Here is a 24,344-nt window from a genome sequence, read left to right as displayed (position 1 = left end):
ACATGGGCGACAGTATTCTTTCTCAGGCTGAAATCGACGCATTGCTTAATGGCGATAGCGAAACTAAAGACGAACCCATTTCCGGTATCGCAAAAGAAAGCGATATTCGTCCTTACGATCCCAACACCCAGCGCCGCGTGGTACGTGAGCGTTTACAGGCGCTGGAGATCATTAACGAACGCTTCGCGCGCCAGTTCCGTATGGGGTTATTTAACCTGTTGCGCCGTAGCCCGGATATTACCGTGGGTGCGATCCGTATCCAGCCATACCACGAGTTTGCGCGCAACTTACCGGTTCCGACCAACCTGAACTTAATCCACCTGAAGCCGCTGCGCGGTACGGGTCTGGTGGTGTTCTCACCGAGTCTGGTATTTATCGCCGTCGATAACCTGTTCGGCGGTGATGGCCGCTTCCCGACGAAAGTGGAAGGCCGTGAATTTACCCATACCGAACAGCGCGTTATCAACCGCATGCTGAAGCTGGCGCTGGAAAGCTACAGCGACGCGTGGAAGGCCATCAATCCGCTGGAAGTGGAATACGTTCGTTCCGAGATGCAGGTGAAATTTACCAATATCACCACGTCTCCTAACGATATTGTGGTCAATACCCCATTCCACGTTGAAATCGGCAACCTGACCGGTGAATTTAACATCTGTCTGCCATTCAGCATGATTGAACCGTTGCGTGAGCTGCTGGTGAACCCGCCGCTGGAAAACTCGCGTAATGAAGATCAGAACTGGCGCAATAATCTGGTGCGTCAGGTTCAGCATTCTGAGCTGGAGCTGGTGGCAAACTTTGCTGACATTCCGCTGCGGCTATCCCAGATTTTAAAACTGAAACCCGGCGATGTACTGCCGATTGAAAAACCCGACCGCATTATTGCTCATGTGGACGGCGTGCCTGTACTGACCAGCCAGTATGGCACGGTGAACGGTCAGTATGCGTTACGCGTAGAACATCTGATAAACCCGATTTTGAATTCGCTGAATGAGGAACAGCCCAAATGAGTGATATGAATAATCCGTCCGATGAGAACACTGGTGCATTGGACGATCTGTGGGCTGACGCGTTAAACGAGCAAAAAACCACGCCCACCAAAAGTGCGGCCGATGCGGTATTCCAGCAGTTAGGTGGCGGCGACGTCAGCGGTGCCTTGCAGGACATCGACCTGATCATGGACATTCCGGTCAAACTGACCGTCGAATTGGGCCGAACCCGTATGACCATCAAAGAACTGCTGCGTCTGACGCAGGGTTCGGTCGTCGCGTTGGATGGTCTGGCGGGCGAGCCGCTGGATATCCTGATCAACGGTTACCTGATTGCCCAGGGTGAAGTGGTGGTTGTCGCAGACAAATACGGCGTACGTATCACCGACATTATTACCCCATCTGAACGCATGCGCCGTCTGAGCCGTTAATCATGAATACCCAGGCTACAGTTTCTCAGCCAGCCGCCGTACCCGGCTCACCGCTGGTTCAGGTAAGCGGCGCGCTGCTTGGGATCATCGTATTGATCCTGGCTGCAGCCTGGGTGATTAAGCGTATGGGGTTTGCCCCCAAAAGCGCCGGTACGCGCGGACTGAAAGTTGCGGCAAGTACCTCACTGGGTCCACGTGAGCGCGTGGTGATTGTTGAGGTTGAAGATGCGCGCCTGGTACTGGGCGTCACGGCCTCGCAAATTAACGTGCTGCACACCCTGCCCCCGGCGCCTGCTGATACAGAAGAAAAACCGGCCTCCCCCGCGGATTTCCAGGCCATGATGAAGAGTTTGCTTAAGCGTCCCGGGAGATCCTGATGCGCCGTTTGTTATCCATCACGCTGGCAGGCTTATGGCTTTTCAGCCCAGTAGCCCTCGCCCAGCTCCCGGGTCTGGTTAGCCAGCCGCTGCCTGGCGGCGGACAAAGCTGGTCTTTGCCCGTGCAAACGCTGGTGTTTATCACCTCGCTGACGTTCCTGCCCGCCATTTTATTGATGATGACCAGCTTCACCCGCATCATCATCGTTTTCGGTCTGTTACGAAATGCGCTGGGAACCCCTTCGGCCCCCCCGAACCAGGTGCTACTGGGCCTGGCGCTATTTTTGACCTTTTTCATCATGTCGCCGGTAATCGACAAAATCTACGTCGACGCATATCAGCCGTTCAGCGAAGAGAAAATCTCTATGCAGGAAGCCATGGAGAAAGGCGCACAGCCGCTGCGCGAGTTTATGTTGCGCCAGACCCGTGAAGCCGATCTGGCACTCTTCGCGCGCTTAGCAAACAGCGGTCCCCTACAGGGACCAGAAGCCGTACCGATGCGGATTTTGCTTCCAGCCTATGTCACCAGCGAGCTGAAAACGGCATTCCAGATAGGCTTTACCATTTTTATTCCGTTTCTGATTATCGACCTGGTCATCGCCAGCGTGCTGATGGCGCTCGGGATGATGATGGTCCCCCCGGCCACGATCGCGCTACCGTTCAAGCTGATGCTGTTTGTGTTGGTAGACGGTTGGCAGTTGCTTGTCGGCTCGCTAGCTCAAAGCTTTTACAGTTAGAGGCGCGAAATGACACCTGAATCGGTCATGATGATGGGCACAGAGGCGATGAAAGTCGCCCTGGCCCTTGCCGCGCCTTTGCTGTTGGTCGCCCTCGTCACAGGTCTTATCATCAGTATTTTGCAGGCGGCGACCCAGATAAACGAAATGACGCTGTCCTTCATTCCCAAAATTGTCGCGGTTTTTATTGCCATCATTGTTGCCGGCCCGTGGATGCTTAACCTGCTGCTCGACTACGTGCGTACGCTGTTCAGCAATATCCCCTACATCATCGGGTAGATAACATTATGCTGCAGGTGACCAGCGTTGAGTGGCTTCACTGGCTGAATCTTTACTTCTGGCCTTTGCTGCGCATCCTGGCGCTCATCTCAACGGCCCCGATTCTCAGCGAGCGCGCGATCCCCAAACGGGTAAAACTGGGGCTGGGGTTAATGATAACCGTCGTTATCGCTCCGTCGATTCCCCCGGTAGACGTCCCTATCTTTTCTATCGGCGCGCTATGGCAGGCAATGCAACAAATCCTGATCGGCATCGCTCTGGGCTTCACTATGCAGTTTGCCTTCGCGGCAGTACGTACCGCCGGGGAATTAATTGGTCTGCAAATGGGTCTCTCCTTCGCAACCTTCTTTGATCCCGGCAGCCGTCTGAATATGCCGGTACTGGCGAGACTGATCGACATGCTCGCCATGCTGTTATTCCTGACTTTTAACGGCCATTTGTGGCTTATTTCGCTGTTGGTGGATACATTTCATACCTTGCCAATCGGCGGCAATCCGGTGAACAGCAATGCGTTTCTCGCGCTGGCGCGGGCGGGTAGCCTGATTTTCCTCAACGGGCTAATGTTGGCCCTGCCGATAATGACGCTGCTACTCACCCTAAACCTCGCACTCGGTCTGCTGAATCGCATGGCCCCGCAGCTGTCGATTTTCGTCATCGGTTTTCCACTCACCCTCGCCGTGGGTATTTCATTAATGGCGGCCCTGATGCCATTAATTGCGCCATTCTGCGAGCGATTATTCAGCGAAATTTTTAATCTGTTGGCTGATATTGTCAGCGAAATGCCCGGAAAATAATAACCCTTAATTTTTATCCTGTTTTACTAAGGATTGTCCTAAATTTAAAAAGCGACAACATCCACCAGGATATCTCTGTCGCGGTTTATTTATTATTGACTCACTCACATAACGCAACATTTACTTTACTTTAAGATGTTTCCTGGCAAATTATACGCAACTTTACGGGATAGTAATTTCGCCTGAAAAACAGCGAAAGCGTCATCTTGGGTCGTTATTATTCCGTTTAGTTGTGATGAAAATAATCAGGTAAGGGGAATTATCGTTACGCATTGAGTGAGGGTATGCCATGTCAACGATTATTATGGATTTGTGCAGTTACACCCGGCTAGGGTTGACCGGATATCTGGTAAGTCGGGGGGTGAAGAAAAGGGAAATCAACAACATTTCCAACGTTGAGGAGCTCAGTCTCGCCTGTGTCTCTCAACAGCCCGCTGTGGTGTTTATTAATGAGGACTGCTTTATCCACGATCCTGCTAATAGCCAGCAAATAAAGCAAATCATTAATCAGCATCCCGGCACATTATTTATTGTGTTTATGGCAATTGCCAACGTGCATTTTGATGAGTATCTATTAGTCAGAAAAAATTTATTGATTAGTTCTAAGTCGATTAAACCAGATTCACTGGATGAACTCCTTGGCGATATTCTGAAAAAAGAAGTAGATTTTGTCATTGATGTGAATCTACCGACATTATCATTGAGCCGTACCGAGTCCAGCATGCTACGCATGTGGATGGAGGGTCAGGGCACAATACAGATATCCGACCAAATGAATATCAAGGCCAAGACCGTGTCATCCCATAAGGGGAATATAAAACGAAAGATAAAAACGCATAATAAGCAAGTTATCTATCACGTTGTGAGACTCACCGATAACGTTACCAATGGTATCTTTGTGAATACGCGCTAACACGTTCTGACTGGTGGCGAATCCACCAGTCAGGATTATGCAGCCAAATTCACCTTATTCTACTTTTTCCACGAAGATACCATCCTGATGACCTGACTCATTAAAGAACCAGATACCGAGCGGGTAGTCTTCCAGCGAAACCAGGTACATGGTGCCTTCACTAAACTCTTCGATAGCCAGTACCACGCCCGGTCGACGAGGACCGCCGTCCGTTTTGACTGTGACCCGATCATTCACCTTCATAGTTTTCCTCCTGTGGCTTTGTGCCAGTGTAGAACAATTTCCTTTTTCTGGCAGCGCCCGCCTCGCGCGATTGCGGGTTTTATCGACGGTCTATACTTAAGTTGTGCGTATCTGATGTTTGGATGCGCTCCCCCGGTATCCTTAACGGTTGAGAGGTATGAGGATGAAAACCGCGAAAGAGTACAGCGATACGGCCAAACGTGAAGTCAGCGTCGATGTGGACGCGCTACTGAAGGCAATCAACGAAATCTGCGAGAGTGAAATTCATCGCAGTCAGGATGACCCGGAACGCGTCAGCGTCGACGGACGTGATTACCACACGTGGCATGAACTGGCCGACGCGTTCGAGCTTGATATCCATGATTTTAGCGTGTCGGAGATCAATCGCTGACTGAGGGCGAAAAAAATCCCGGCCCTTATCGGGTCGGGATCAAGCTTGCTTATGCAAGAAGCACTTGAAAATTCGTTACACCAGGAAATCTGATGTGAAACAAACCTTATCTGCAATTTTTTTGCCTGACAAGTAAATAATTCTCACTAAAATGATAAATATAACTAATGATTGAAAGATCACCCGGTTACGCGCACCCCAGGTGTTCAGGCATCCTGGCAGAGCTTTCTTCGCTCGCCTGGCACCAGTTCATCTTCACGGAATGCTTCCCGTTTGACGCCAAAGCCGTCGTACCAGCGACACTCCACCATTCCGCTGGCATACCCGGTAACGATCATGCGTGGGCCACCCTCTTTGGAGGTGACTTCCTCACTGACAGAAAAGACCATACCTGCCTCCTGTATCAAGAGAAACCTTTACACCTTAGACGACAAAGAAGGGTTTTGCGTAATCAACCCTGCGACAATTAGTGCGAAACTCCGCGCACTCTGGCGACGGCTTTCACCAGCAGCACCACTATTGCGCCAATGATAAAACCGAGCACCAGATTCAACAGGGTCGGAAGCATTAGCGCAATCAATGCACTTTGCTGTTGGGCAAAATGTTCAATCGCATGATGCAGCGGTGTTATTCCGTGCACCACAATTCCGCCGCCAACCAAAAACATCGCCAGCGTGCCGACCACGGAAAGTGTTTTCATAAGCCAGGGGGCAACAACCAGCAATCCTTTACCCAGCGACTGGGCCAGCGTACTGCGCTTTTCTGCCAACCAGTATCCGATATCATCGAGCTTAACGATAATCCCGACCAGGCCGTAGACCCCCACTGTCACCACTAACGCGATGCCAGATAACACCAACACCTGATTCAACAATGGCGCATCCGCTACAATCCCCAGCGTAATCGCGACAATCTCAGCAGATAAAATAAAGTCGGTACGTATCGCCCCTTTGATTTTGTCTTTCTCAAAGGTGAGTGGATCCTGCGCTGCCAAAGATGTCAGACGCTGCTGGCGCTCTTCCGGGGTTTCTTTGTGCTTACGCGCTTCCAGGGTATGGAGAACTTTTTCTACACCTTCAAAACAGAGGAACGCCCCGCCTACCATTAATAAGGGGGTGATCGCCCAGGGAATGAAGGCGCTTATCAATAGCGCCAACGGCACAAGGATAACTTTGTTAACAAACGATCCTTTCGCTACACTCCAGACCACCGGGAGTTCACGGTTCGCCCGCACACCCGACACCTGCTGCGCGTTAAGCGACAGATCATCGCCCAGCACACCCGCGGTTTTTTTCGCGGCCAGTTTTCCCATGACAGAGATATCATCCAGCAAAGTGGCGATATCATCGAGTAAGGTCAATAAGCTACTTCCTGCCAAAATTTTTACCCTCAATATTATTTTTTTGCAGTCATAAGTATGAAGTAAAACACGCAATGCTGAAACTGACCTTTCTGGTCAACAAATTTTTAACATCAGCACGTAATTATAAATCTCGCCAGCAAGATAGTTTTGACGTTTACTATGTTGCACCTTTTTATTTCCACCGTGAGGGATTATGCGTTTCAGGCAATTGCTACCGCTTTTCAGTGCGCTTTTCGCGCTGTACATCATTTGGGGTTCCACGTACTTCGTTATTCGCATTGGCGTTGAAAGCTGGCCGCCGTTGATGATGGCTGGCGTTCGTTTTCTCTCTGCGGGGATTTTATTAACAGCATTCTTACTTATCCGCGGACATAAGCTGCCGCCTCTGCGCGTGCTCCTGAACGCCGCGTTAATTGGTATCCTGCTGCTGGCTGTCGGTAACGGACTGGTCACCGTCGCAGAACATCAAAACGTGCCTTCCGGTATTGCCGCCGTGGTGGTCGCCACCGTCCCGCTGTTTACGCTGTGTTTTAGCCACTTTTTTGGCATCAAAACGCGCAAACTTGAATGGATGGGGATCGCAATTGGACTCGCGGGGATCATCATGCTGAACAGCGGTGGTAATTTGAGTGGTAATCCATGGGGAGCAATTTTAATCCTGATAGGTTCGATAAGCTGGGCGTTTGGCTCAGTGTACGGCTCGCGCATAACGTTACCCGTTGGCATGATGGCCGGAGCCATTGAAATGTTAGCCGCCGGTATTGTGCTGATGTGCGCCTCGCTGATTTCCGGGGAAAAGTTGACCACTATGCCGACGTTTTCAGGCTTTATGGCGGTCGCCTATCTGGCCGTGTTTGGTTCTATTATTGCCATCAACGCGTACATGTACTTGATCCGCAACGTCAGCCCGGCATTAGCCACCAGCTATGCCTACGTTAATCCGGTTGTCGCCGTACTGTTAGGTACCGGCCTGGGAGGAGAAAGTCTGGCGCCCATCGAATGGCTGGCGCTTGGCGTGATTGTATTTGCGGTGGTACTGGTCACACTCGGTAAATACCTATTTCCCGTTAAAGCGGACGCCGTTGTGACCCCGTCGGAAAAGACGTTACAGTAAATGAATACCGAGGGTGTCGATCTGCGCACTTGCGCCACCGCCGCAGATCCACTCGATGACGCGTTCGGACAACGCGTCATCCCCCAGCTTTTCGCGCCCACGCAGGGCGCACTCCCAGACAATCAGTACGCGCCAGCCCAAAGCCTGCAATTTTTCACAATCCCGCGCGTCACGCTGAACATTTTTGCCTATTTTTTCCAGCCAGAACGCTGTTCGTGTGGCGGGGACTTTGAATAGATAGCAGTTGTGATGATGCCAGAAACAGCCGTGGGTAAAAATCACACAACGATAATCATCCACCACGAAATCGGGACGACCGGGTAACGTCGCATCCTGCACACGAAACGTTACCCCCTGCTCTGTCAGTACGCTGGCAAGGCGTTTTTCAATTGCGGTATCGCGGGTTGCTATCGCCCGCATATTTTTACTGCGCGTCGCTTTATCGTGAACGTCTGCCATGCAGTTTCTCTTTCTCGCGAATAGCAACCGCCTGTTTGATTTTTGGCTCCAGCAGTCTGGCAACCGCCGCAAATGCCGGGACGACCACCGAATTACCAAACTGACGATAAGCCTGTGTGTCCGACACCGGGATCCTGAACTGATAGCCCTGAGGTGATTCAAATCCCATCAGGCGCGCGCACTCTCTGGGCGTCAGCCTGCGCGGACGGTATCGCTGATTGTGCGGATCATCAAAATCCTTTTCACCCTGCGCCATATCCCAACCGCGGTCGATCAAGATCTCCGCCCCATCTTTATAGTAACGCGCCGATAATGTGCGCGTTACGCAATCGGGATTGCCGGGATACACCATGCCATAGCCAAATCCATTGCCCCGCGCCTGATGCTTTTTTGCATAACGATACAGATATTTCCACAGCACCGGCGTGAGCACATATTTTGCATCGACGGTCGGCTCAAGTAGCTCCGCCAGCGTCGTACGCCGCTGAGGATAGCGGGAGACAATATCGCGCAACGTGAAGTCTGATTTCAGATTCAGATCGCGGCGAAAGCCGACGAGCACAATACGTTCGCGATGCTGGGGCAAAAAATGTTGCCCATCGATAATTTTCGGATCGTCCGGCCCGTTATCGTGTGCATCAGCCACGTCATAACCCAGCTCATCCAGCGTTTGCATAATGATGCGGAACGTTTTCCCCTGATCGTGACTCTTCAGGTTTTTGACGTTTTCGAGCACAAATATTGCCGGCCGACGCGCATCAATGATGCGCACCACGTCAAAAAAAAGTGTGCCTTGCGTATCGCAGGCGAAGCCATGAGCCCGCCCTAACGCGTTTTTCTTTGATACACCGGCCAGAGAGAATGGCTGACAAGGAAATCCCGCCAGCAGCACGTCATGTTGCGGAACATGCTGGCGAATATGTTCCGCCGCCTGCAGGTCGCTCACCCCATCATGATGACTGAGGGTGATATCGCGAATATCTTCATTAAAATGGTGCTGGTGAGGATCGCAGTAGTGATTCGCTTTGTAGGTGCGCACCGCATGCTTGTTCCACTCACTGGTAAACACGCACTGCCCGCCAATCGCCTCAAAGCCGCGACGAATGCCGCCAATACCGGCAAAAAGATCGATAAAGCGAAAAGCATAATGTGGATGATGCGCAGGCGGCCTCGGCAGCAAGTCGTTCAGATGAGCCAACTCACCGTCGCTGAGGCGATGCCACGTTTCATTGGCAACCACTCGCTTGAAGATGGCCGGACTCCAGCGGTTCTCGCCAACACCATTCAGATGAGCAACCAGCGTTTTCACGTCATATATTTCAAGCAACTTAGCCAAAATCACCTGTGCGGCGGCCTCGTTATCATCTGTCATCGGGTTCATGGAACCTGCTACTGAAAAATTATCCTGCATACATTTAACCGGCCGAAATGGATAGCTGACAGGTTAACATAAATTAGCGCGGTTGACGTTGCGGCTGTACTGGCGACTAACGCAGCTTAAAGGGTTGAATCGCGTCAAGATCCAGCATTTCATATTCTCCTTTTAACTCCGCACTCAGCTTCGCCATGTACGTCAGTAAGAAGTCAGCATTATGTTGCGCCAAATGCCGACCGTGTTCAGTTTGCATCGTCATCGGCAGCGTCAACAATTTGGTCTGGAAGTGATCGAGTGCGTACTGTTTATCATCAAGGTTACGCTGTCGGGCAAACGGATCTTCCGCATCAAACAGCGCCACGCCTAACGCGCCGGACACGGCAAATACCCGTGCTAAACCAATTGCGCCCAACGCCTCAAGCCGGTCAGCATCCTGCACGATTTTGGCTTCAAGGGTTTCTGGTACGATTTTGGCGCTGAAACTGTGCGCCTCAATAGCATGGCACACGGCAGGTAATCGTTGTTGTGGGAAATCAGGAAAATCGCGCATCAAAACGCGACGCGTTTCCTGGGCTGCCAGTACCGACGAACGATGACGATCGGGATGATTCTTCGGCAAACTGACGAGATCGTGGAAGTAGCACGCCGCCAGCACCACCAGCCAGTCTACGGTCACATCCATGCTCAACTTTTGTGATGTCATCCAGACGCGACGAAAATGAAAGATGTCATGGGCAGCGTCGTGCCCGGAATGATTGTCACGTAACCAGGCTTCAAATTTCGACTGCCAGTACTGTAGTTCCATACTCTCGCTCTTCGCATAAAGAAAACCACCTTAGCAACAATTCTCATGTCAGACTACCGTCGACGCTTTTTTTATCATCAATACATATTATTCACTTAATAATTATTATCCTCACGAATATATAAATCCATTATTCAAAACAAGTAGAACAATTATAATCCCGCATGCAAAATAAATAACAAATACCAATAATATACATTCAACAAGATAGAATAAAAAAAATCATAACTATATGATAAAAAATACATTTACATGGATAATATTAATTCAAATGCCATGCAATTTTAATTATGTAAAAGCAACAATGAAACATATTGAAATATCTTAAATACATTTGTTACATGTTATATTTAAAATTAAATGAACTTCATAGATAGTATTCAAATGTAGTCTTTCAGATAGCGCTACATATTCATTTTAATTATTATATAAAGGGAATACATAATGAAAAGAAAAGTACTGGCACTGCTTCTCCCTGCCTTATTCGCTGCAAGCGCAGCAAATGCGGCTGAAATTTATAATAAGAACGGCAATAAAATTGATTTTTACGGCAAGATGGTAGGCGAACGCATCTGGTCGAATACGGATAGCAGTAACAGTGAAAATGCTGACACCTCTTACGCCCGTTTTGGGGTGAAAGGTGAAACCCAGATCAGCAACGAGTTGACAGGTTTTGGTCAGTTTGAACACAACCTCGACGCCAGCAATGCGGAAGGATCTCAGGGGCAAAAAACCCGTCTGGCCTTCGCGGGCCTGAAATATGCGGATTACGGCTCATTTGATTATGGTCGTAACTATGGCGTAGCCTACGATGCGGCAGCCTACACCGATATGCTGGTTGAATGGGGTGGCGATTCCTGGTCTGCGACGGATAATTTCATGACCGGTCGTACCAACGGCGTGGCGACCTACCGCAACACAGATTTCTTCGGCATGGTTGAGGGTCTTAATTTCGCGCTGCAGTACCAGGGCAAAAATGACGATCACGCTGCCACTAAAGCAAATGGCGACGGCTACAGCATGTCGGTGGACTATAACGTGGATGGCTTTGGTGTCGTCGCGGTGTATGGTAAATCCGACCGTGCGGACAAACAATCCATCGATGGCTATGGCAGCAACGCTGAAGTCTGGTCCCTGGCAGCAAAATATGACGCCAACAGCATTTATGCGGCAGCGATGTATGGCGAAACGCGTAATATGACCAGAACCGTAACCGATCGCGGTTTTGCAAACAAAACGCAAAACATTGAAGCAGTCGTTCAATATCAGTTCGACTTTGGTCTGCGTCCATCTCTGGGTTACGTTTACTCGCAGGGTAAAGACCTGGCCGGCGGTGTTAACGCTGACCGCGTGAATTACGTCGAGCTCGGCACCTGGTACTACTTCAATAAAAATATGAACGTCTACACAGCGTATAAATTTAACCTGCTGGATAAAGAAGACGGCGCAATTACTGGCAACGCAGTTGACGATCAGTTTGCCATGGGTATTGTGTACCAGTTCTAATCTCCACAAACTCAAAAGCCCGCACTTGGACTGCACCCCAAAAGTTGGACACCCAACTGACTAAGGTGCAGTTTTTTATGGCAAAGCCAAAATATTCCCTCGAAACCAGATTAGCTGTAGTTAATCATTACCTTGCCGGACTCGATGGCACACATCGTACCGCTGAACGTTTTGGTGTTGAAAGAACATCGGTGCGACGCTGGGTAAGAGCCTGGCAACTTCACGGTATTGATGGTATTACCTGGAAAAATGACCGCCATTCACCGTCGTTCCGGATTGCTGTAGTCCGGACTGTACTCGCTGAAGAACATTCCATGCGCGAGGCCGCCGCACGGTTTAATATCTCAACCGAAACCGTTGTCCGGCACTGGGTTAATGTTTACCAGGATGCTGGTGAGAAAGGACTTCTGAGGATAAAACAGGGCCGGAGCAAGGACATGAAAAAACCTAAAAAATCATCTCCACTTACCGATGCTGCACTGGAAACGTTATCGCCCGAAGAACTACGGGCTGAACTCCGTTACCTGCGTGCAGAGAATGCCTACCTAAAAAAGCTGAAGGCCTTAGTTCAAAGCGAGAAAAACGGCAAAAAGCCGCAATAATCAGTGAGCTAAGGCTGGAGTATGCGCTCAGTGATCTTCTGCGTGCCGCGGGTATGTCCCGCAGCACGTGGTATCACAATATGAACGCGCTAAAGCGCATGGACAGGCATGCCGGACTGAAAGATAAAATAAGAGAGATTTACCACTATCACAAAGGACGTTATGGCTACCGCAGGATCACGCTCTCGCTGAAAAAACAGGGGCTGCTGGTGAACCATAAAACAGTGCAACGACTGATGGCAGAGCTGTCGCTCCGGTCCCTGATAAGGGTGAAGAAATATCGTTCCTGGAAAGGCGAAACTGGCAGGGCAGCGCCCAATATACTGAACCGGAACTTCGGCGCGTCAAAAGCCAACGAAAAATGGGTTACAGATGTTACTGAGTTCTCGGTACAGGGTAAAAAGCTGTACCTGTCACCGGTTCTTGACCTGTTTAACCGGGAGATTATCTCCTACAGCCTGTCGGAAAGGCCGGTGATGGAGATGGTTAATACGATGCTGCACGATGCGTTCCTGAAGCTCAGCCCGGAAGATAGCACGCTGCTGCACTCGGATCAGGGCTGGCAATATCGAATGGAAGGTTATCAGGCCAGGTTAAAGGCGAAGGGCATGACGCAGAGTATGTCGCGTAAAGGGAACTGTCTGGACAATGCGGTGATGGAGAACTTCTTCGGGACGCTGAAATCGGAATGTTTTTATCTGAGTCAGTTCAGCAGTGTCAGCGAACTAAGGAAGGCGATAGAGAGCTATATCCATTACTACAACAACGAACGAATAAGCCTGAAATTAAAAGGCCTGAGTCCGGTAGAATACCGAACCCAGGCTCTGAAAGCCGCTTAACATGAACTGTCCAACTTTATGGGGTCAGTCCAGCTGCGGGCTTTTTTGTTCAACGAAGCGTATTTTTTACCACACGGGCATTACAACGATAAACTTGTGAGGATACTCAAAGAAAAAGACATCCATGAGAACTGTCGTTGAAAGCAAGGCGTGCAAGTGCTTGAAATGACGCGTGAAGACTATCTCGCCCTGCTCTCTGAATACGCTGAACGCGACATTCCATACGATCCAGACCCATCGGACGTTTCAACGTGGCACCTGCCATCAAAGTTCTGCTGCTGAGTGAACGTGATGAACAACTGCACCTTGACCCTGTACTTTGGGGATACGCCCGAGGTGGTGGTATAAACCGCTGCTAATTAACGCACGGTCTGAAACAGTGGCCGACAAAGGACTGGTAGATATTTACGACAGACAACCGTTGGTAGTGCTACCGGAAGCCGCGCGCGAATGGATGAGGCAGGATCTTGGAGGGAAAGAAGCAGCGGAAATTGCAGTTGACGGTGTCGTGCCGGCTGATAAATTTATATGGCACGCCGTAACGCGTGCCGTCGGAAATGTGAAAAATCAGGGTGCAGATTTAATTAAGCCTGTTACTTAACCCGGAGCAGGTCTTCATCGCGGGTGGTATATCGGGGTGACAGCATCTCTCTTTTCATTGCCCACTGTTGCTGGGTACCCTGACCTGCGAAATAAAGCGCTCCCCTTACTTCCTTTGCATTCATATGATCCAAAACTTCCATCAGCTTCTCGCTCCCCCTTGACATGAAAGAAAAAGCCTGCCTTTGACTTGTCGGTATTTTTACTGTCAGGCATGTTGCAAAACTTCCCCTTATCAAATACATTATTTGTAACAATAGTACAACAAACATCACAAAGTGGTAGGTATAACACAATCTGAATTTCGTCATGAAAGAGAAGGTCCACAAGAAAAACTAAACTCCTTTATTAAGGCATAGACACAGATCAAAATATCGTAGCTAAGCGTAAGTTAAAGTTACAAAAATAATTCAACAAAACAAAACGTTACTTAAAGGAAATTTATGATTAAATACATTATCGCCTTAAAATTCGTAATATTCGGGCGTTCACAAGAACTATTCTATTATTGGAAGAGTGAGATTATAAGGAGACCGTATTTTTCAATCATAAGATTACTACGCGAGAAAAAATTAAGACACAGAAATTTCCTTTTTTGGTGGCGCCTAGCCAATGAAATGTACAAAAATGGTGGGAAATACCAAAAAAGAGCAGCAATAAAGCTGAATAACAAAATAATTGAGAGATTTGGCTGTGAAATAGGATTGGGTGCAAATATAGGCAAAGGCTTATTGATCCCGCACCATTCAGGCATAGTTATTCACGGCTCTGTTGACATTGGGGATAATTTTATTATCAGACAAAACTGCGTAATAGGACAAATAGACAAGGATTGCAAATCTTTAAGGTTAACAATCGGTAATAATGTTGACATAGGTGCAAATACATGCATCATTGGTCTTTCTGTGAAAATTGGTGACAATGTCAAAATTGGTGCAATGTCATTTATTAAATCTAATATTCCATCTAACTGCACCTACGTCACAGAAAAAAAATCACGAATTATAGTTTCCCCCTCCTCATAGAGGGGGTATTAATATTTGTTCAGACAAACGTTCAGATGTAAGCAGGAAAAAAACCAGATAGAAAACTGCCGTGTACTTTTCATGATCTCAAAGCCAAGGGAATATCGGATTATGAAGGCTCGAGTAAGGACAAGCAACTATTCCCAGGTCACAAAACTGAAAGCCAGGTTGTGGTTTATGACAGAAAAGTGAAAATTTCTCCCACACTGGATCTTCCAGTATTGGGCAAATCAGAAGATGATGATGGCGAGTTTTATACCAAGTGAATATACCAACACTATACCAAGTGTGACATGAGTCGTTGAAAGGAAGTGTGCTAAGTGTTTGAATAGTGGCGGAGAGAGGGGGATTTGAACCCCCGGTAGAGTTGCCCCTACTCCGGTTTTCGAGACCGGTCCATTCAGCCGCTCTGGCATCTCTCCGTTTTGGCGGTTGCCATGATGCCAGGTAATTTGGCATTTTAACAGACCCAGTTCCGTCAATTTCGTTCAAGTGACGAGTTTGCGAGCAAAACGATGATTAAGTGGCCCTGGAAAGAACAAGAAGCAACCCGGAGTGACGATTGGCCGTGGGACGACGCCCTGGCTATTCCCCTTTTGGTGAATCTCACCGAGCAAGAACAAGCCAGACTTATTGCCCTGGCCGAGCGCTTTTTACAACAAAAAAGATTAGTCGCTCTTCAGGGGTTTGAGCTGGACCCGCTAAAAAGTGCGCGCATTGCTCTGCTATTCTGTTTACCTGTTCTGGAAATGGGGATTGAGTGGCTCGACGGGTTTCATGAAGTTCTCATCTACCCTGCCCCATTTGTCGTAGACGATGAATGGGAGGACGATATTGGGCTGGTGCATAATCAACGCGTGGTACAGTCCGGGCAGAGTTGGCAACAAGGCCCGATAATTCTCAACTGGCTTGATATTCAGGATTCCTTTGATGCCTCCGGCTTTAATCTGATCATCCATGAAGTGGCGCACAAGCTTGATATGCGTAATGGCGATCGTGCCAGCGGTATTCCGGCGATTCCCCTGCGCGATATCGCCGGTTGGGAACACGACCTGCATGCTGCAATGAACAATATTCAGGATGAGATCGATCTGGTTGGAGAAACTGCGTGCAGTATAGATGCCTACGCAGCGACCGATCCTGCTGAATGCTTTGCCGTGCTATCCGAGTATTTTTTCAGTGCTCCTGAATTATTTGCTCCGCGTTTTCCTGCCTTATGGCAGCGTTTCATCCAGTTTTATCGCCAGAACCCCATGGAGCGGTTAGGCGATACCCGGGGAGGCGACGATTATCGCTCACCAAACACGCATTAACACTGAATTTGAAGATTAATTAACCAATTGAAATGACGCGCTAATTTTACTGTTGACACCTCATGATGAGGTCAGTAATATGCGCCTCGTTCACACGATTCCTCTGTAGTTCAGTCGGTAGAACGGCGGACTGTTAATCCGTATGTCACTGGTTCGAGTCCAGTCAGAGGAGCCATTTTCAAGAAAGCAGACGTTCACTAACGTCTGCTTTCTGCATTTCTATCAATTGGTTATCCCCTCTCAGTCGTTCACCCTCGTTCACTAAAAACCACTCGAAGCCATATCATTTTGATGGTAAAACTGCTGGTAATGCTGGTTCGATTTCCCTTTTACCAACAAATGAGGGGGTGTTTTCATGTCACTGACTGATATTAAAGCAAAAAATGCAAAACCCCTTGAGAAGGAATACAAGCTGACTGATGGCTTTGGTATGTTCCTTCGTGTTACCCCTAAAGGTTCGAAATACTGGCAAATGGCCTACCGTTTCGAAGGGAAGCAAAAACTTTTCTCTATCGGTGTTTACCCTGCTGTTTCTCTTTCTGACGCAAGACAACGCCGTGACGAGGCCAGAAGGCTTCTGGCTCAGGGTATTGACCCTAATGCAAAGAAACAGGCAGAGGTTAAAGAGCTTAAAGCCAAACGTGATAATACACGCTCCTTCAGAACAGTAGCCAAAGCGTGGTTCGCCACGAAAACAAAATGGTCTGATGATTATGGTGATGCCGTATGGAAGCGCCTTGAAACTTATGTCTTCCCGGTAATCGGTGACAAAGATGTTGCCGAACTGGATACAGGTGATCTGCTGGTTCCGGTGAAAAAGGTGGAGGCTCTTGGTTATCTTGAAGTCGCCATGCGCATTCAACAATACATTACGGCAATCCTGCGTCATGCCGTCCAGCAAAAGCTGATACGTCATAACCCAGCCTATGATATGGAAGGGGCAGTTCAGAAACCACAAACTGAACACCGCCCTGCACTTGAGCTGGAAGAAATACCCCAGCTACTGAACAAAATTGCCGAATACAAAGGCCGCAGGTTAACCATACTGGCAATACAGCTCAATCTGATGATTTTCATTCGTTCCAGTGAGCTGCGTTTCGCTCGCTGGTCAGAAATTGATTTCAAAAGTAAGTTATGGGTGATACCCGAACAGCGTGAAGCGATTGAAAACGTCAAACATTCAACTCGTGGGGCTAAAATGAAACGTAAGCACTTCGTTCCCCTTTGTAAGCAGGCCATGAAGATACTCAAAGAGATCCGACAACTGACTTATGAAGAAGGGCAAGATGATGGGTTAATCTTTACTGGCTGTTATGACTCGTTTAAACCCATGAGTGAAAACACCATCAACAAAGCCCTGCGTAATATGGGATATAACACGAAGCAGGACATCTGTGGACACGGTTTCCGCACACTGGCCTGTAGTGCCTTAATTGAGTCCGGGCTATGGTCAGAAGACGCTGTAGAGCTTCAGATGAGCCATAAGGAAAGCAACAGTGTCCGGGCAGCTTATACCCACAAGGCTAAACACCTTGATCAACGCCGCCTGATGCTTCAGTGGTGGGCTGATTTCCTTGATGCTAACAGCAACGATATGGTCAGGCCGTTTGAGTTTGCTACAAATAAATAAAGGGAAAGGCCGTTCGCGGCCTTTCAACTTCATGCTTAATTACAGTCTATGCTGAATATGATACTGAATCTTTTTCTATCGCTAAACCAGCGATTTTTTCCAGCATTATTTCCCAGAGTGCGTATTTTCTTTTGTGCTCAATAAACAGAGATTTTAAATACTCTTCTGTTGAAGGGATTTTTTCAGTCCATGCAATATCTTTACTGTAATCAATGCTTTTTTTCATATCAGATGCCGCATAGGTGTAGTATTTACTCTGAGAACGACTGATACTGTCCTCTGCCAGCACTCTACGGAGCAGAGTTGCAGAACATGCATAACCATGCCTGTAAAGCTCACTCGATAAGGTACGAACAAAAGAACCGCGTAATAAAGACATCATCTCTGCGATTTCATTTTCACTCGCATTCATGACTTCAGAATCAAGTTTTCCATAACTATCTGTCCCGGACAAGAAAAGAATAACAAACGGAAAGCCTTTTTTCTTTGCTATGCCAGAGAACAAATCCAGTGAGTCATTATTTTTCTCCACCCGATTATAGATATTATAAAAAATAACATCACACCTGTTCTTAAATCCGTCTATACAAATTGTTTTTGCCTGCTGAATCTCGCCTTCTTCAATCAACGCCAGAGCCAACACCTCAGTCCATTTATCACGAAGCCCTGCCTGATCAACTGATTTATCTTCTTTGATTTTATTGAGAACCTGAATGGCCTCCTCAGTACACAGTTCATCAACCAGCAACTCAGCAAACTTAATGATATATTCTGGCTGATTCAGTTTTCTTTTCTCAAAGCATTGCCTGATGAAATCAACATCCCTGATATACAGACTTAACTCAACAGCACCATTGACATCACCTGTCTTAAGAAGACTTTCCCTTAAAACACGAATAACATTGTATCCCAGTTCTTTTTTATACTTATCAAAAATATCAAAGTTAAAATACACATCACCTTTAAGTACGGAAATTATTTTATCCGCTATAACATCAATGCTTTTGTCTTTTTGTAGGGACAGGGATTTTAACCATATTTCGACAGCACCATTATAATAGTCCATCCATGATCCATCTGATGTATCAGCAATTTCGCTGACTTTATCAAATGAGAGCAGTAAATCATGGCAAAACGCCTCGGTTTTTTCAGGCAGCGTTGATACCGTCTTTTCAAGTGGAAATATGACATTCCTGTATAGCCCCTCAAAAAAAATCGCTGCTTCATAATAATCATAAAAGCGTTTTGTTTTAATTACCCTTTTGTATTCAGCCTCAGCCTTTTTCAGTGATTCTTCTGGAGTTAACAGATATTTATTAATAAGAAAGGATTTTGCCTGACCATTATCCTCTGCAATATCACAAATTATTTGCATGAGTTGATCGGCAGGTATTTCTTTGAGTAAAGCAAGTTGTTTCTTGTTCAGTTTAGCCATCATCACATCCTGATAATGTTTGGTAGACGCAGAAAAGCTAATTGTACTAACACGAGGACAGGACATTCAATAAAAGCATTAACATAATGATTTAAAAAGAAATCTGTAGCACGCTGTTCATTGATGAAATGCACTATTTACCGTAAAATATCCCCCATCACACAGTAACCTGATACAGATACGTGGAATGGTCAATGAACAAACTTTCGCCTGAAATGCCCGAACTGCAATCAATGAATATCACTGCTGATAACATCACCAAGCTTAAATCATTGTTTCCTGAAGCCTTTAATGAAAACGGCATTGATTTTGACGTTTTAAAACAGCTTTTGGGTGAAAATGTAGACGAAAAAGAAGAACGCTATGGCCTGAACTGGCATGGTAAGCGTCAGGCTCGTCAGCTTGCTCTTACCCCTTCCCGTGGCACCTTACGCCCATGTAAAGATGAAAGTGTTGATTGGCATAACACCAAAAACCTCATGATCGAAGGTGATAACCTTGAAGTGTTAAAGCTTCTTCAAAAAAGTTATGCCGGAAAAGTGAAGCTTATTTACATCGATCCGCCTTACAATACCGGTAAAGATTTTGTCTATCCTGACAACTTCCAAGATAATATGAAAAATTATCTTGAAATTACTGGACAGACAGAAGACGGAGCACGTTTAAGCACAAATACAGAAACCAGTGGGCGTTACCATACTGATTGGTTAAATATGATTTACCCACGTTTAAAACTTGCAAGAAACTTGTTGAAAGAAGATGGGGTTATTTTCATTTCCATTGATGATACTGAAGTTGATAATTTAAAAAAAGTTTGCTCGGAAATTTTTGGTGAAGAGAACTTTGTTGCTAATATTGTATGGCAAAAAAAGTACTCACCACAAAATGATGCAACATATTTTAGTGATATGCATGATCATATTTTAGTCTATGCAAAGCAAAGGAAGACTTCAAAAAATGATTCAAACGGTTGGAACATAGATTTTCTACCAAGATCAGACGAACAAAATGCAGCATATAAAAACCCCGACAATGACCCTCGTGGAGTGTGGAAGTCTGTAGATTTATCAGTCAAAACTTATTCCAAGGCTAATGATTACTCAATTACCACACCATCAGGACGTATTGTAACTCCTCCCGCCAGTAGATGCTGGCAGGTTTCTGAAAAACGTTTTGTAGAATTGTGTAAAGAAAATAAAATTTGGTTTGGAGAAAATGGTAATAATGTTCCATCAATCAAAAGATTCCTGACTGAGGTCCAAGATGGTGTTGTTCCTACAACATGGTGGTCATATAAAGAATGTGGACATAATCAAGAGGCCAAGCAGGAACTAAAAAAACTCATGGAGGGAGAATCTGTATTCTTTGACACACCTAAGCCATTGAGATTATTAGATAGAATATTACACTTAGCAACAACCAATGATAAAGATTGTATTATCCTAGATTTTTTCGCAGGGTCAGGTACCACGGCTCACGCAACTTTGAATAAAAATATTGCTGACAGTGGTTCACGCCGATATATTGCTGTGCAATTACCTGAAAAAATAGATGATGAAAAATACTATACAATATCAGAATTAACCAAAGAACGCCTCCGCCGCGCTGGTAAAAAGGTTCGTGAAGACAATCCAGAGTGGAAAGGTGATGTTGGTTTTCGTGTTTTCAAACTCGATACATCTAACATTCGTCCGTGGGAAGCCACAGCAGAAACCCTTTCAGAACAGCTTGATGCTTATGTAAGCCCAATCCTTGAAGGCCGTAGTGAAGAAGACTTGCTGACTGAACTGATGCTTAAGCGTGGTATTGATCTCAGCGTGAACGTTGAAGTTCGCCAGTTTGATGGATTAACCGTTTCTTGTGTTGACGGTGGTAAATTGTTTACCTGCTTTGCTAAACAAATCCCTGCCTCTTCTGTTGAGGAACTAACCAAGGGGATCATTGACTGGCATAAGAGTTTAAAAGCTGGCAAAGATACGGTCTGCTATTTCCTTGATGACGCATTTGAAAATAACGTTGCTAAAACAAATCTTTGCGCCATTCTGGAACAACACGGCCTGACTAACCTGCACAGCCTGTAAGGGAATGAGATGAAACTACATTTTGAATCAGACCTTACATACCAGAAAAACGCAATAACATCGGTCTGCGATCTGTTTGAAGGTCAGGAAAAATGGGAAAGCGAAATGACTGTGCTGGCCCCAGCTCAGGGTGCACTCTCATTTGAAGGCGCAACAGGTTCAATGCCTGTAAACCCACAGATACCCGAAGATGATGTTCTGCTGAAAAACTTAAACAATGTTCAGTTGAAAAATCAGCTTCCTCCCTCACCTATGCTCGACAGCCATGATTTTACTGTCGAGATGGAAACAGGGACAGGTAAAACGTATGTTTATCTTCGCACCATGCTTGAGTTGAATAAACGCTATGGCATGAGCAAATTTATCATCGTAGTTCCTTCCGTTGCCATCAAGGAAGGCGTTTATAAAACACTACAAATCACTGAAGAACATTTCAAAAGCCTGTATGCGGGAGTTCCATACGAATACTATCTGTATGATTCGGCAAAACCTGCGGATGTTCGAAATTTTGCAACCAGTTCTGTTATGCAGATCATGGTAATGACGGTGGGTGCGATTAACAAAAAAGACGTTAACAAGCTCTATCAGTCAAGTGAAAAAACGACCGTTGATGATCTGGATAAGCCAATTGACCTGATCCGGGCTACACGTCCGATTATTATCGTAGATGAGCCGCAAAGTGTTGATGGTGGCTTGAATGGTGCAGGTAAAACCGCACTTGAAGCTATGCATCCCATGTTCACCTTACGCTATTCAGCAACGCATGTGCATAAACATCATATGGTGTACCGCCTTGATGCCATTGATGCTTACAACCAAAAACTGGTCAAACAGATCGAGGTTGCCGGGCTTGAAGTCCAGAATGCAAGCAACAGCCCTTATGTGAAACTGGTCAGTATTAATAGTAAGAAAAATGTTATCAGCGGTACTGTTCTTGTTGATATAGCCGATAAAAAAGGGAACGTAGATCGTTCAGAGATTACCGTATATGACGGTATGACACTTGATGACGAAACAGGACGTGATATTTATCAGGGTTACCGGATAAGCGAGATCCGAACGGGCAAAGAGGGTTATCTTACACTGGAGACGCCTTCTAATACCTACTATATGCAAGTGGGTGATGTCGTGGGTGATATTGACCCGATGCTCATCCAGCGACATATGATTAGACGTACAATCCGTGAACATCTGGATAAAGAACTTCGCCTGAATGCTCAGCAAATCAAGGTTCTTACCCTGTTTTTCATTGATAAGGTTGATTTATATCGTCAGACCAATGAAGAAGGAGTACGTGAACCGGGTGAATATGCCCGTATCTTTGAAGAAGAATATCTTAAAGCAATCAAAAGCCCTGCATATAAAGATTTACTCCCTTCTCATCCAGAACATGCTAAAGACGTTCATGATGGTTATTTCTCCATTGATAAAAAAGGTGCGTGGGCTGAAACAAGCGAAAGCAATAATACAGGCCGTGAAAATGCTGAACGTGGTTATAACCTCATCATGAAAAATAAAGAGAAGCTTTTGAGTTTCTCGAATCCAGTGAGGTTTATTTTTTCACACTCTGCTTTGAAAGAAGGCTGGGATAATCCAAATGTATTCCAGATCTGTAGCCTTCGTGAGATGGGGAGTGAACGCGAACGCCGTCAGACATTAGGCCGTGGGCTTCGCCTGTGTGTTAACCAAGATGGTGAGCGTGTCCGGGATGACAGCATTAACATTCTGACTGTAGTTGCCAGTGAAAATTATGAAGCCTATGCCGAACGACTACAGAGCGAAATTGAGAACGAAACAGGCATCCGTTTTGGTATCATCGAAAAAGATGCGTTTGCCCATCTGATCTTCTCTGATTCCTCACAAGTTGTAGGTATCATCGCTTCACAGGAGATATGGTCTGAACTACATGCTGAAGGTTATCTGGAAAAAACCGGGAAAATCACCAAAACACTGAAAGAGACTCTTTTCGATGGCACTTTTACTGTTAGCGAAAAGTTCCTTACCCTTCAGGAGCAAATTGAATCTATCCTACGTAAATCAGCAGGGCGACTCAATATAAACAATGCTGATGAGCGTAAAACAATCAAATACCGGAAAGAAGTCTTAAACAGCCCGGAATTCGAAGCGTTATGGCAGCGCATTTGTCAAAAAACGCTGTACCGTCTGGCATTTGATGAAGATGAATTGATTAAATCCTGTACGAAATCACTTTCTGAAATGCAGCCTGTAGCGAAAGCAATGGTCAGTTTCAGTAAAGCCACAATAAAACAAAGCCAGTCAGGTCTTGGTGTTGAAGCTCAGTCAAAGGGGACGACAAGCTCTGTTATTGATGTTGAAGAACAGCCACTGCCAGATGTTCTTGGTGTTCTACAGGAAAAAACGGGCCTGACAAGACGCAGTTTATGCACCATCCTTAAAGAGAGTGGAAAACTCGTTGATTTTGCTAAAAACCCACAGCAGTTTATCAGTGAAGCTATAAGTCGAATCAACTATTGCAAACGCCTGTCAATTGTTGACGGTATTAAATATTATCCACTAAAAGGAGAGGTGTATGCGCAAAGTCTCTTTATTGATAAAGAGCTAACAGGATATGCCCGTAATCTTTTCGAAACCTCATTTAAGTGCGTTTACGAATATGTTCCTAAAGATTCTGAAGTCGAAAGCCGTTTCGCTCAGGAACTCGAAGAACAGGATGAAGTTAAGCTTTATGTGAAGCTTCCCGGCTGGTTTAAAATCCCGACACCATTAGGGACTTACAATCCTGACTGGGCCTTAGTTATTGAAGACAATGGTGAAGAACATATTTACTTTGTTGTAGAGACAAAAAGTAAACACATTGGTCTTGGTCATGAAGAAGATGCGAAGATAGCCTGTGGAACAGCGCATTTTAGTGCCCTAAAAGAAGAACAGAGTAATGCAGCAAAATATGTTAGAGCTACAGATCTTACAGAAATAATGGGTAGCCTCTAAACTATATAAAATGGCCTTTCAGGAGGCCATTTAAAAAATCATAAGAATATCCGTGCTTAATAGATTCAGTGAGTTA

23 protein-coding genes, 2 tRNA genes and 3 pseudogenes are annotated in these 24,344 nt (G+C 46.4%); 19 read left to right on the top strand and 9 right to left on the bottom strand.

Annotated features, from left to right (window positions below):
- Window positions 1-2 precede the first annotated feature (2 nt).
- The 7 genes from fliM (at window position 3) to rcsA (ending at window position 4,517) form a co-directional block, all read left to right on the top strand.
- Complete coding sequence (gene fliM, locus HV350_RS10405) at window positions 3-1,007, top strand: flagellar motor switch protein FliM (RefSeq protein ID WP_003030434.1); 1,005 nt, start codon at window positions 3-5, stop codon at window positions 1,005-1,007.
- A complete protein-coding gene (fliN, locus tag HV350_RS10400; protein ID WP_003030433.1) occupies window positions 1,004-1,417 on the top strand; it encodes a flagellar motor switch protein FliN in 414 nt (137 codons plus the stop codon). Before fliM ends, fliN begins: the two co-directional genes overlap by 4 nt.
- Window positions 1,417-1,794 carry a flagellar biosynthetic protein FliO gene (fliO, locus tag HV350_RS10395; protein ID WP_103847937.1) on the top strand — a complete coding sequence of 126 codons (378 nt, stop codon included), beginning with the start codon at window positions 1,417-1,419 and terminating at the stop codon, window positions 1,792-1,794. Before fliN ends, fliO begins: the two co-directional genes overlap by 1 nt.
- Complete coding sequence (gene fliP, locus HV350_RS10390; protein WP_006684053.1) at window positions 1,794-2,531, top strand: flagellar type III secretion system pore protein FliP; 738 nt, start codon at window positions 1,794-1,796, stop codon at window positions 2,529-2,531. Before fliO ends, fliP begins: the two co-directional genes overlap by 1 nt.
- 9 nt (window positions 2,532-2,540) lie before the next feature.
- Complete coding sequence (gene fliQ, locus HV350_RS10385; RefSeq protein WP_003030425.1) at window positions 2,541-2,810, top strand: flagellar biosynthesis protein FliQ; 270 nt, start codon at window positions 2,541-2,543, stop codon at window positions 2,808-2,810.
- Window positions 2,811-2,818: 8 nt separating this feature from the next.
- Window positions 2,819-3,604: a flagellar biosynthetic protein FliR gene (gene fliR / locus HV350_RS10380; RefSeq protein WP_019077076.1), complete on the top strand. Its 786-nt coding sequence runs from the start codon at window positions 2,819-2,821 to the stop codon at window positions 3,602-3,604.
- Window positions 3,605-3,893: 289 nt separating this feature from the next.
- Entirely contained in the window at window positions 3,894-4,517 is a 624-nt protein-coding gene (gene rcsA / locus HV350_RS10375) for a transcriptional regulator RcsA (protein ID WP_016153497.1), read from the top strand.
- Between the two features lie 54 nt (window positions 4,518-4,571).
- Here rcsA and dsrB read toward each other — a convergent pair whose 3' ends face one another.
- Window positions 4,572-4,760 (bottom strand): protein DsrB, encoded by a 189-nt coding sequence (gene dsrB / locus HV350_RS10370; protein ID WP_003030419.1) that lies wholly within the window; start codon window positions 4,758-4,760, stop codon window positions 4,572-4,574.
- Window positions 4,761-4,923: 163 nt separating this feature from the next.
- Here dsrB and yodD point away from each other — a divergent pair, with 163 nt between their 5' ends.
- Window positions 4,924-5,151, top strand: a complete 228-nt coding sequence (gene yodD / locus HV350_RS10365) for a YodD family peroxide/acid resistance protein (protein ID WP_003030417.1) — start codon at window positions 4,924-4,926, stop codon at window positions 5,149-5,151.
- 206 nt (window positions 5,152-5,357) lie between these two features.
- On the opposite strand, the gene HV350_RS10360 is transcribed toward yodD, so the two are convergent.
- Together HV350_RS10360 and HV350_RS10355 are read right to left on the bottom strand one after the other, a co-directional pair.
- Complete coding sequence (locus HV350_RS10360; RefSeq protein WP_016153498.1) at window positions 5,358-5,540, bottom strand: DUF2158 domain-containing protein; 183 nt, start codon at window positions 5,538-5,540, stop codon at window positions 5,358-5,360.
- Window positions 5,541-5,617: 77 nt separating this feature from the next.
- Window positions 5,618-6,529 (bottom strand): DUF808 domain-containing protein, encoded by a 912-nt coding sequence (locus tag HV350_RS10355; protein WP_049041218.1) that lies wholly within the window; start codon window positions 6,527-6,529, stop codon window positions 5,618-5,620.
- A gap of 178 nt (window positions 6,530-6,707) precedes the next feature.
- On the opposite strand from HV350_RS10355, the gene yedA reads away from it, so the two are divergent.
- Window positions 6,708-7,628, top strand: a complete 921-nt coding sequence (yedA, locus tag HV350_RS10350; protein WP_103847939.1) for a drug/metabolite exporter YedA — start codon at window positions 6,708-6,710, stop codon at window positions 7,626-7,628.
- Here yedA and HV350_RS10345 read toward each other — a convergent pair.
- The 3 genes from HV350_RS10345 to HV350_RS10335 form a co-directional block, all read right to left on the bottom strand.
- On the bottom strand, window positions 7,620-8,087 hold the full coding sequence (locus HV350_RS10345; protein ID WP_049269529.1) for a very short patch repair endonuclease: 468 nt from the start codon (window positions 8,085-8,087) through the stop codon (window positions 7,620-7,622). The genes yedA and HV350_RS10345 overlap by 9 nt on opposite strands.
- Window positions 8,068-9,498 (bottom strand): DNA cytosine methyltransferase, encoded by a 1,431-nt coding sequence (locus HV350_RS10340; RefSeq protein WP_181630427.1) that lies wholly within the window; start codon window positions 9,496-9,498, stop codon window positions 8,068-8,070. Before HV350_RS10340 ends, HV350_RS10345 begins: the two co-directional genes overlap by 20 nt.
- A 76-nt stretch (window positions 9,499-9,574) precedes the next feature.
- On the bottom strand, window positions 9,575-10,267 hold the full coding sequence (locus tag HV350_RS10335; RefSeq protein WP_181599155.1) for a phosphohydrolase: 693 nt from the start codon (window positions 10,265-10,267) through the stop codon (window positions 9,575-9,577).
- Window positions 10,268-10,711: 444 nt separating this feature from the next.
- Here HV350_RS10335 and HV350_RS10330 point away from each other — a divergent pair, with 444 nt between their 5' ends.
- The 3 genes and pseudogenes from HV350_RS10330 (at window position 10,712) to HV350_RS10320 (ending at window position 13,815) form a co-directional block, all read left to right on the top strand.
- Window positions 10,712-11,773 (top strand): porin, encoded by a 1,062-nt coding sequence (locus HV350_RS10330; RefSeq protein ID WP_181630425.1) that lies wholly within the window; start codon window positions 10,712-10,714, stop codon window positions 11,771-11,773.
- Between the two features lie 77 nt (window positions 11,774-11,850).
- Window positions 11,851-13,214 (top strand): IS3 family transposase gene (locus HV350_RS10325; RefSeq protein WP_181630424.1). Its coding sequence is split into 2 segments (ribosomal slippage): window positions 11,851-12,328 and window positions 12,328-13,214, totalling 1,365 coding nucleotides; the frame shifts between segments, so codons are not numbered across the junction.
- A gap of 165 nt (window positions 13,215-13,379) precedes the next feature.
- Window positions 13,380-13,815: pseudogene (locus HV350_RS10320) on the top strand (SOS response-associated peptidase family protein).
- Here the strand turns inward: HV350_RS10320 and HV350_RS10315 are convergent.
- Window positions 13,808-13,972 (bottom strand): annotated as a pseudogene (locus HV350_RS10315) (DUF4113 domain-containing protein); the annotation flags it as partial. The pseudogenes HV350_RS10320 and HV350_RS10315 sit on opposite strands and share 8 nt — an antisense overlap.
- 285 nt (window positions 13,973-14,257) lie before the next feature.
- Here HV350_RS10315 and HV350_RS10310 point away from each other — a divergent pair.
- Window positions 14,258-14,839 carry a serine O-acetyltransferase gene (locus HV350_RS10310; protein WP_047416060.1) on the top strand — a complete coding sequence of 194 codons (582 nt, stop codon included), beginning with the start codon at window positions 14,258-14,260 and terminating at the stop codon, window positions 14,837-14,839.
- 74 nt (window positions 14,840-14,913) lie between these two features.
- A pseudogene (locus tag HV350_RS26640) lies at window positions 14,914-15,105 on the top strand (hypothetical protein); the annotation flags it as partial.
- A gap of 66 nt (window positions 15,106-15,171) precedes the next feature.
- On the opposite strand, the gene HV350_RS10305 reads toward HV350_RS26640, so the two are convergent.
- Window positions 15,172-15,261 (bottom strand) — tRNA-Ser (locus HV350_RS10305).
- Between the two features lie 93 nt (window positions 15,262-15,354).
- On the opposite strand from HV350_RS10305, the gene mtfA reads away from it, so the two are divergent.
- The 3 genes from mtfA (at window position 15,355) to HV350_RS10290 (ending at window position 17,782) form a co-directional block, all read left to right on the top strand.
- Window positions 15,355-16,152 (top strand): DgsA anti-repressor MtfA, encoded by a 798-nt coding sequence (gene mtfA / locus HV350_RS10300; RefSeq protein WP_181630422.1) that lies wholly within the window; start codon window positions 15,355-15,357, stop codon window positions 16,150-16,152.
- Window positions 16,153-16,251: 99 nt separating this feature from the next.
- Window positions 16,252-16,327, top strand: a tRNA-Asn gene (locus tag HV350_RS10295).
- Window positions 16,328-16,507: 180 nt separating this feature from the next.
- Window positions 16,508-17,782 (top strand): integrase arm-type DNA-binding domain-containing protein, encoded by a 1,275-nt coding sequence (locus tag HV350_RS10290; RefSeq protein ID WP_071681935.1) that lies wholly within the window; start codon window positions 16,508-16,510, stop codon window positions 17,780-17,782.
- Window positions 17,783-17,828: 46 nt separating this feature from the next.
- On the opposite strand, the gene HV350_RS10285 is transcribed toward HV350_RS10290, so the two are convergent.
- A complete protein-coding gene (locus HV350_RS10285; protein WP_089614581.1) occupies window positions 17,829-19,217 on the bottom strand; it encodes a SpnT protein in 1,389 nt (462 codons plus the stop codon).
- Between the two features lie 194 nt (window positions 19,218-19,411).
- Between HV350_RS10285 and HV350_RS10280 the strand changes: the two genes are divergently transcribed.
- Together HV350_RS10280 and HV350_RS10275 are read left to right on the top strand one after the other, a co-directional pair.
- A complete protein-coding gene (locus HV350_RS10280; protein ID WP_181548343.1) occupies window positions 19,412-21,298 on the top strand; it encodes a site-specific DNA-methyltransferase in 1,887 nt (628 codons plus the stop codon).
- A gap of 9 nt (window positions 21,299-21,307) precedes the next feature.
- Entirely contained in the window at window positions 21,308-24,268 is a 2,961-nt protein-coding gene (locus HV350_RS10275) for a DEAD/DEAH box helicase family protein (RefSeq protein ID WP_181630420.1), read from the top strand.
- Window positions 24,269-24,344 lie beyond the last annotated feature (76 nt).

Source organism: Citrobacter sp. RHBSTW-01013, from assembly GCF_013781985.1.
Taxonomy (GTDB): domain Bacteria; phylum Pseudomonadota; class Gammaproteobacteria; order Enterobacterales; family Enterobacteriaceae; genus Citrobacter; species Citrobacter braakii.
Note: the sequence above shows the minus strand (reverse complement) of the source record. Positions and strands in the feature narration are given on the sequence as shown.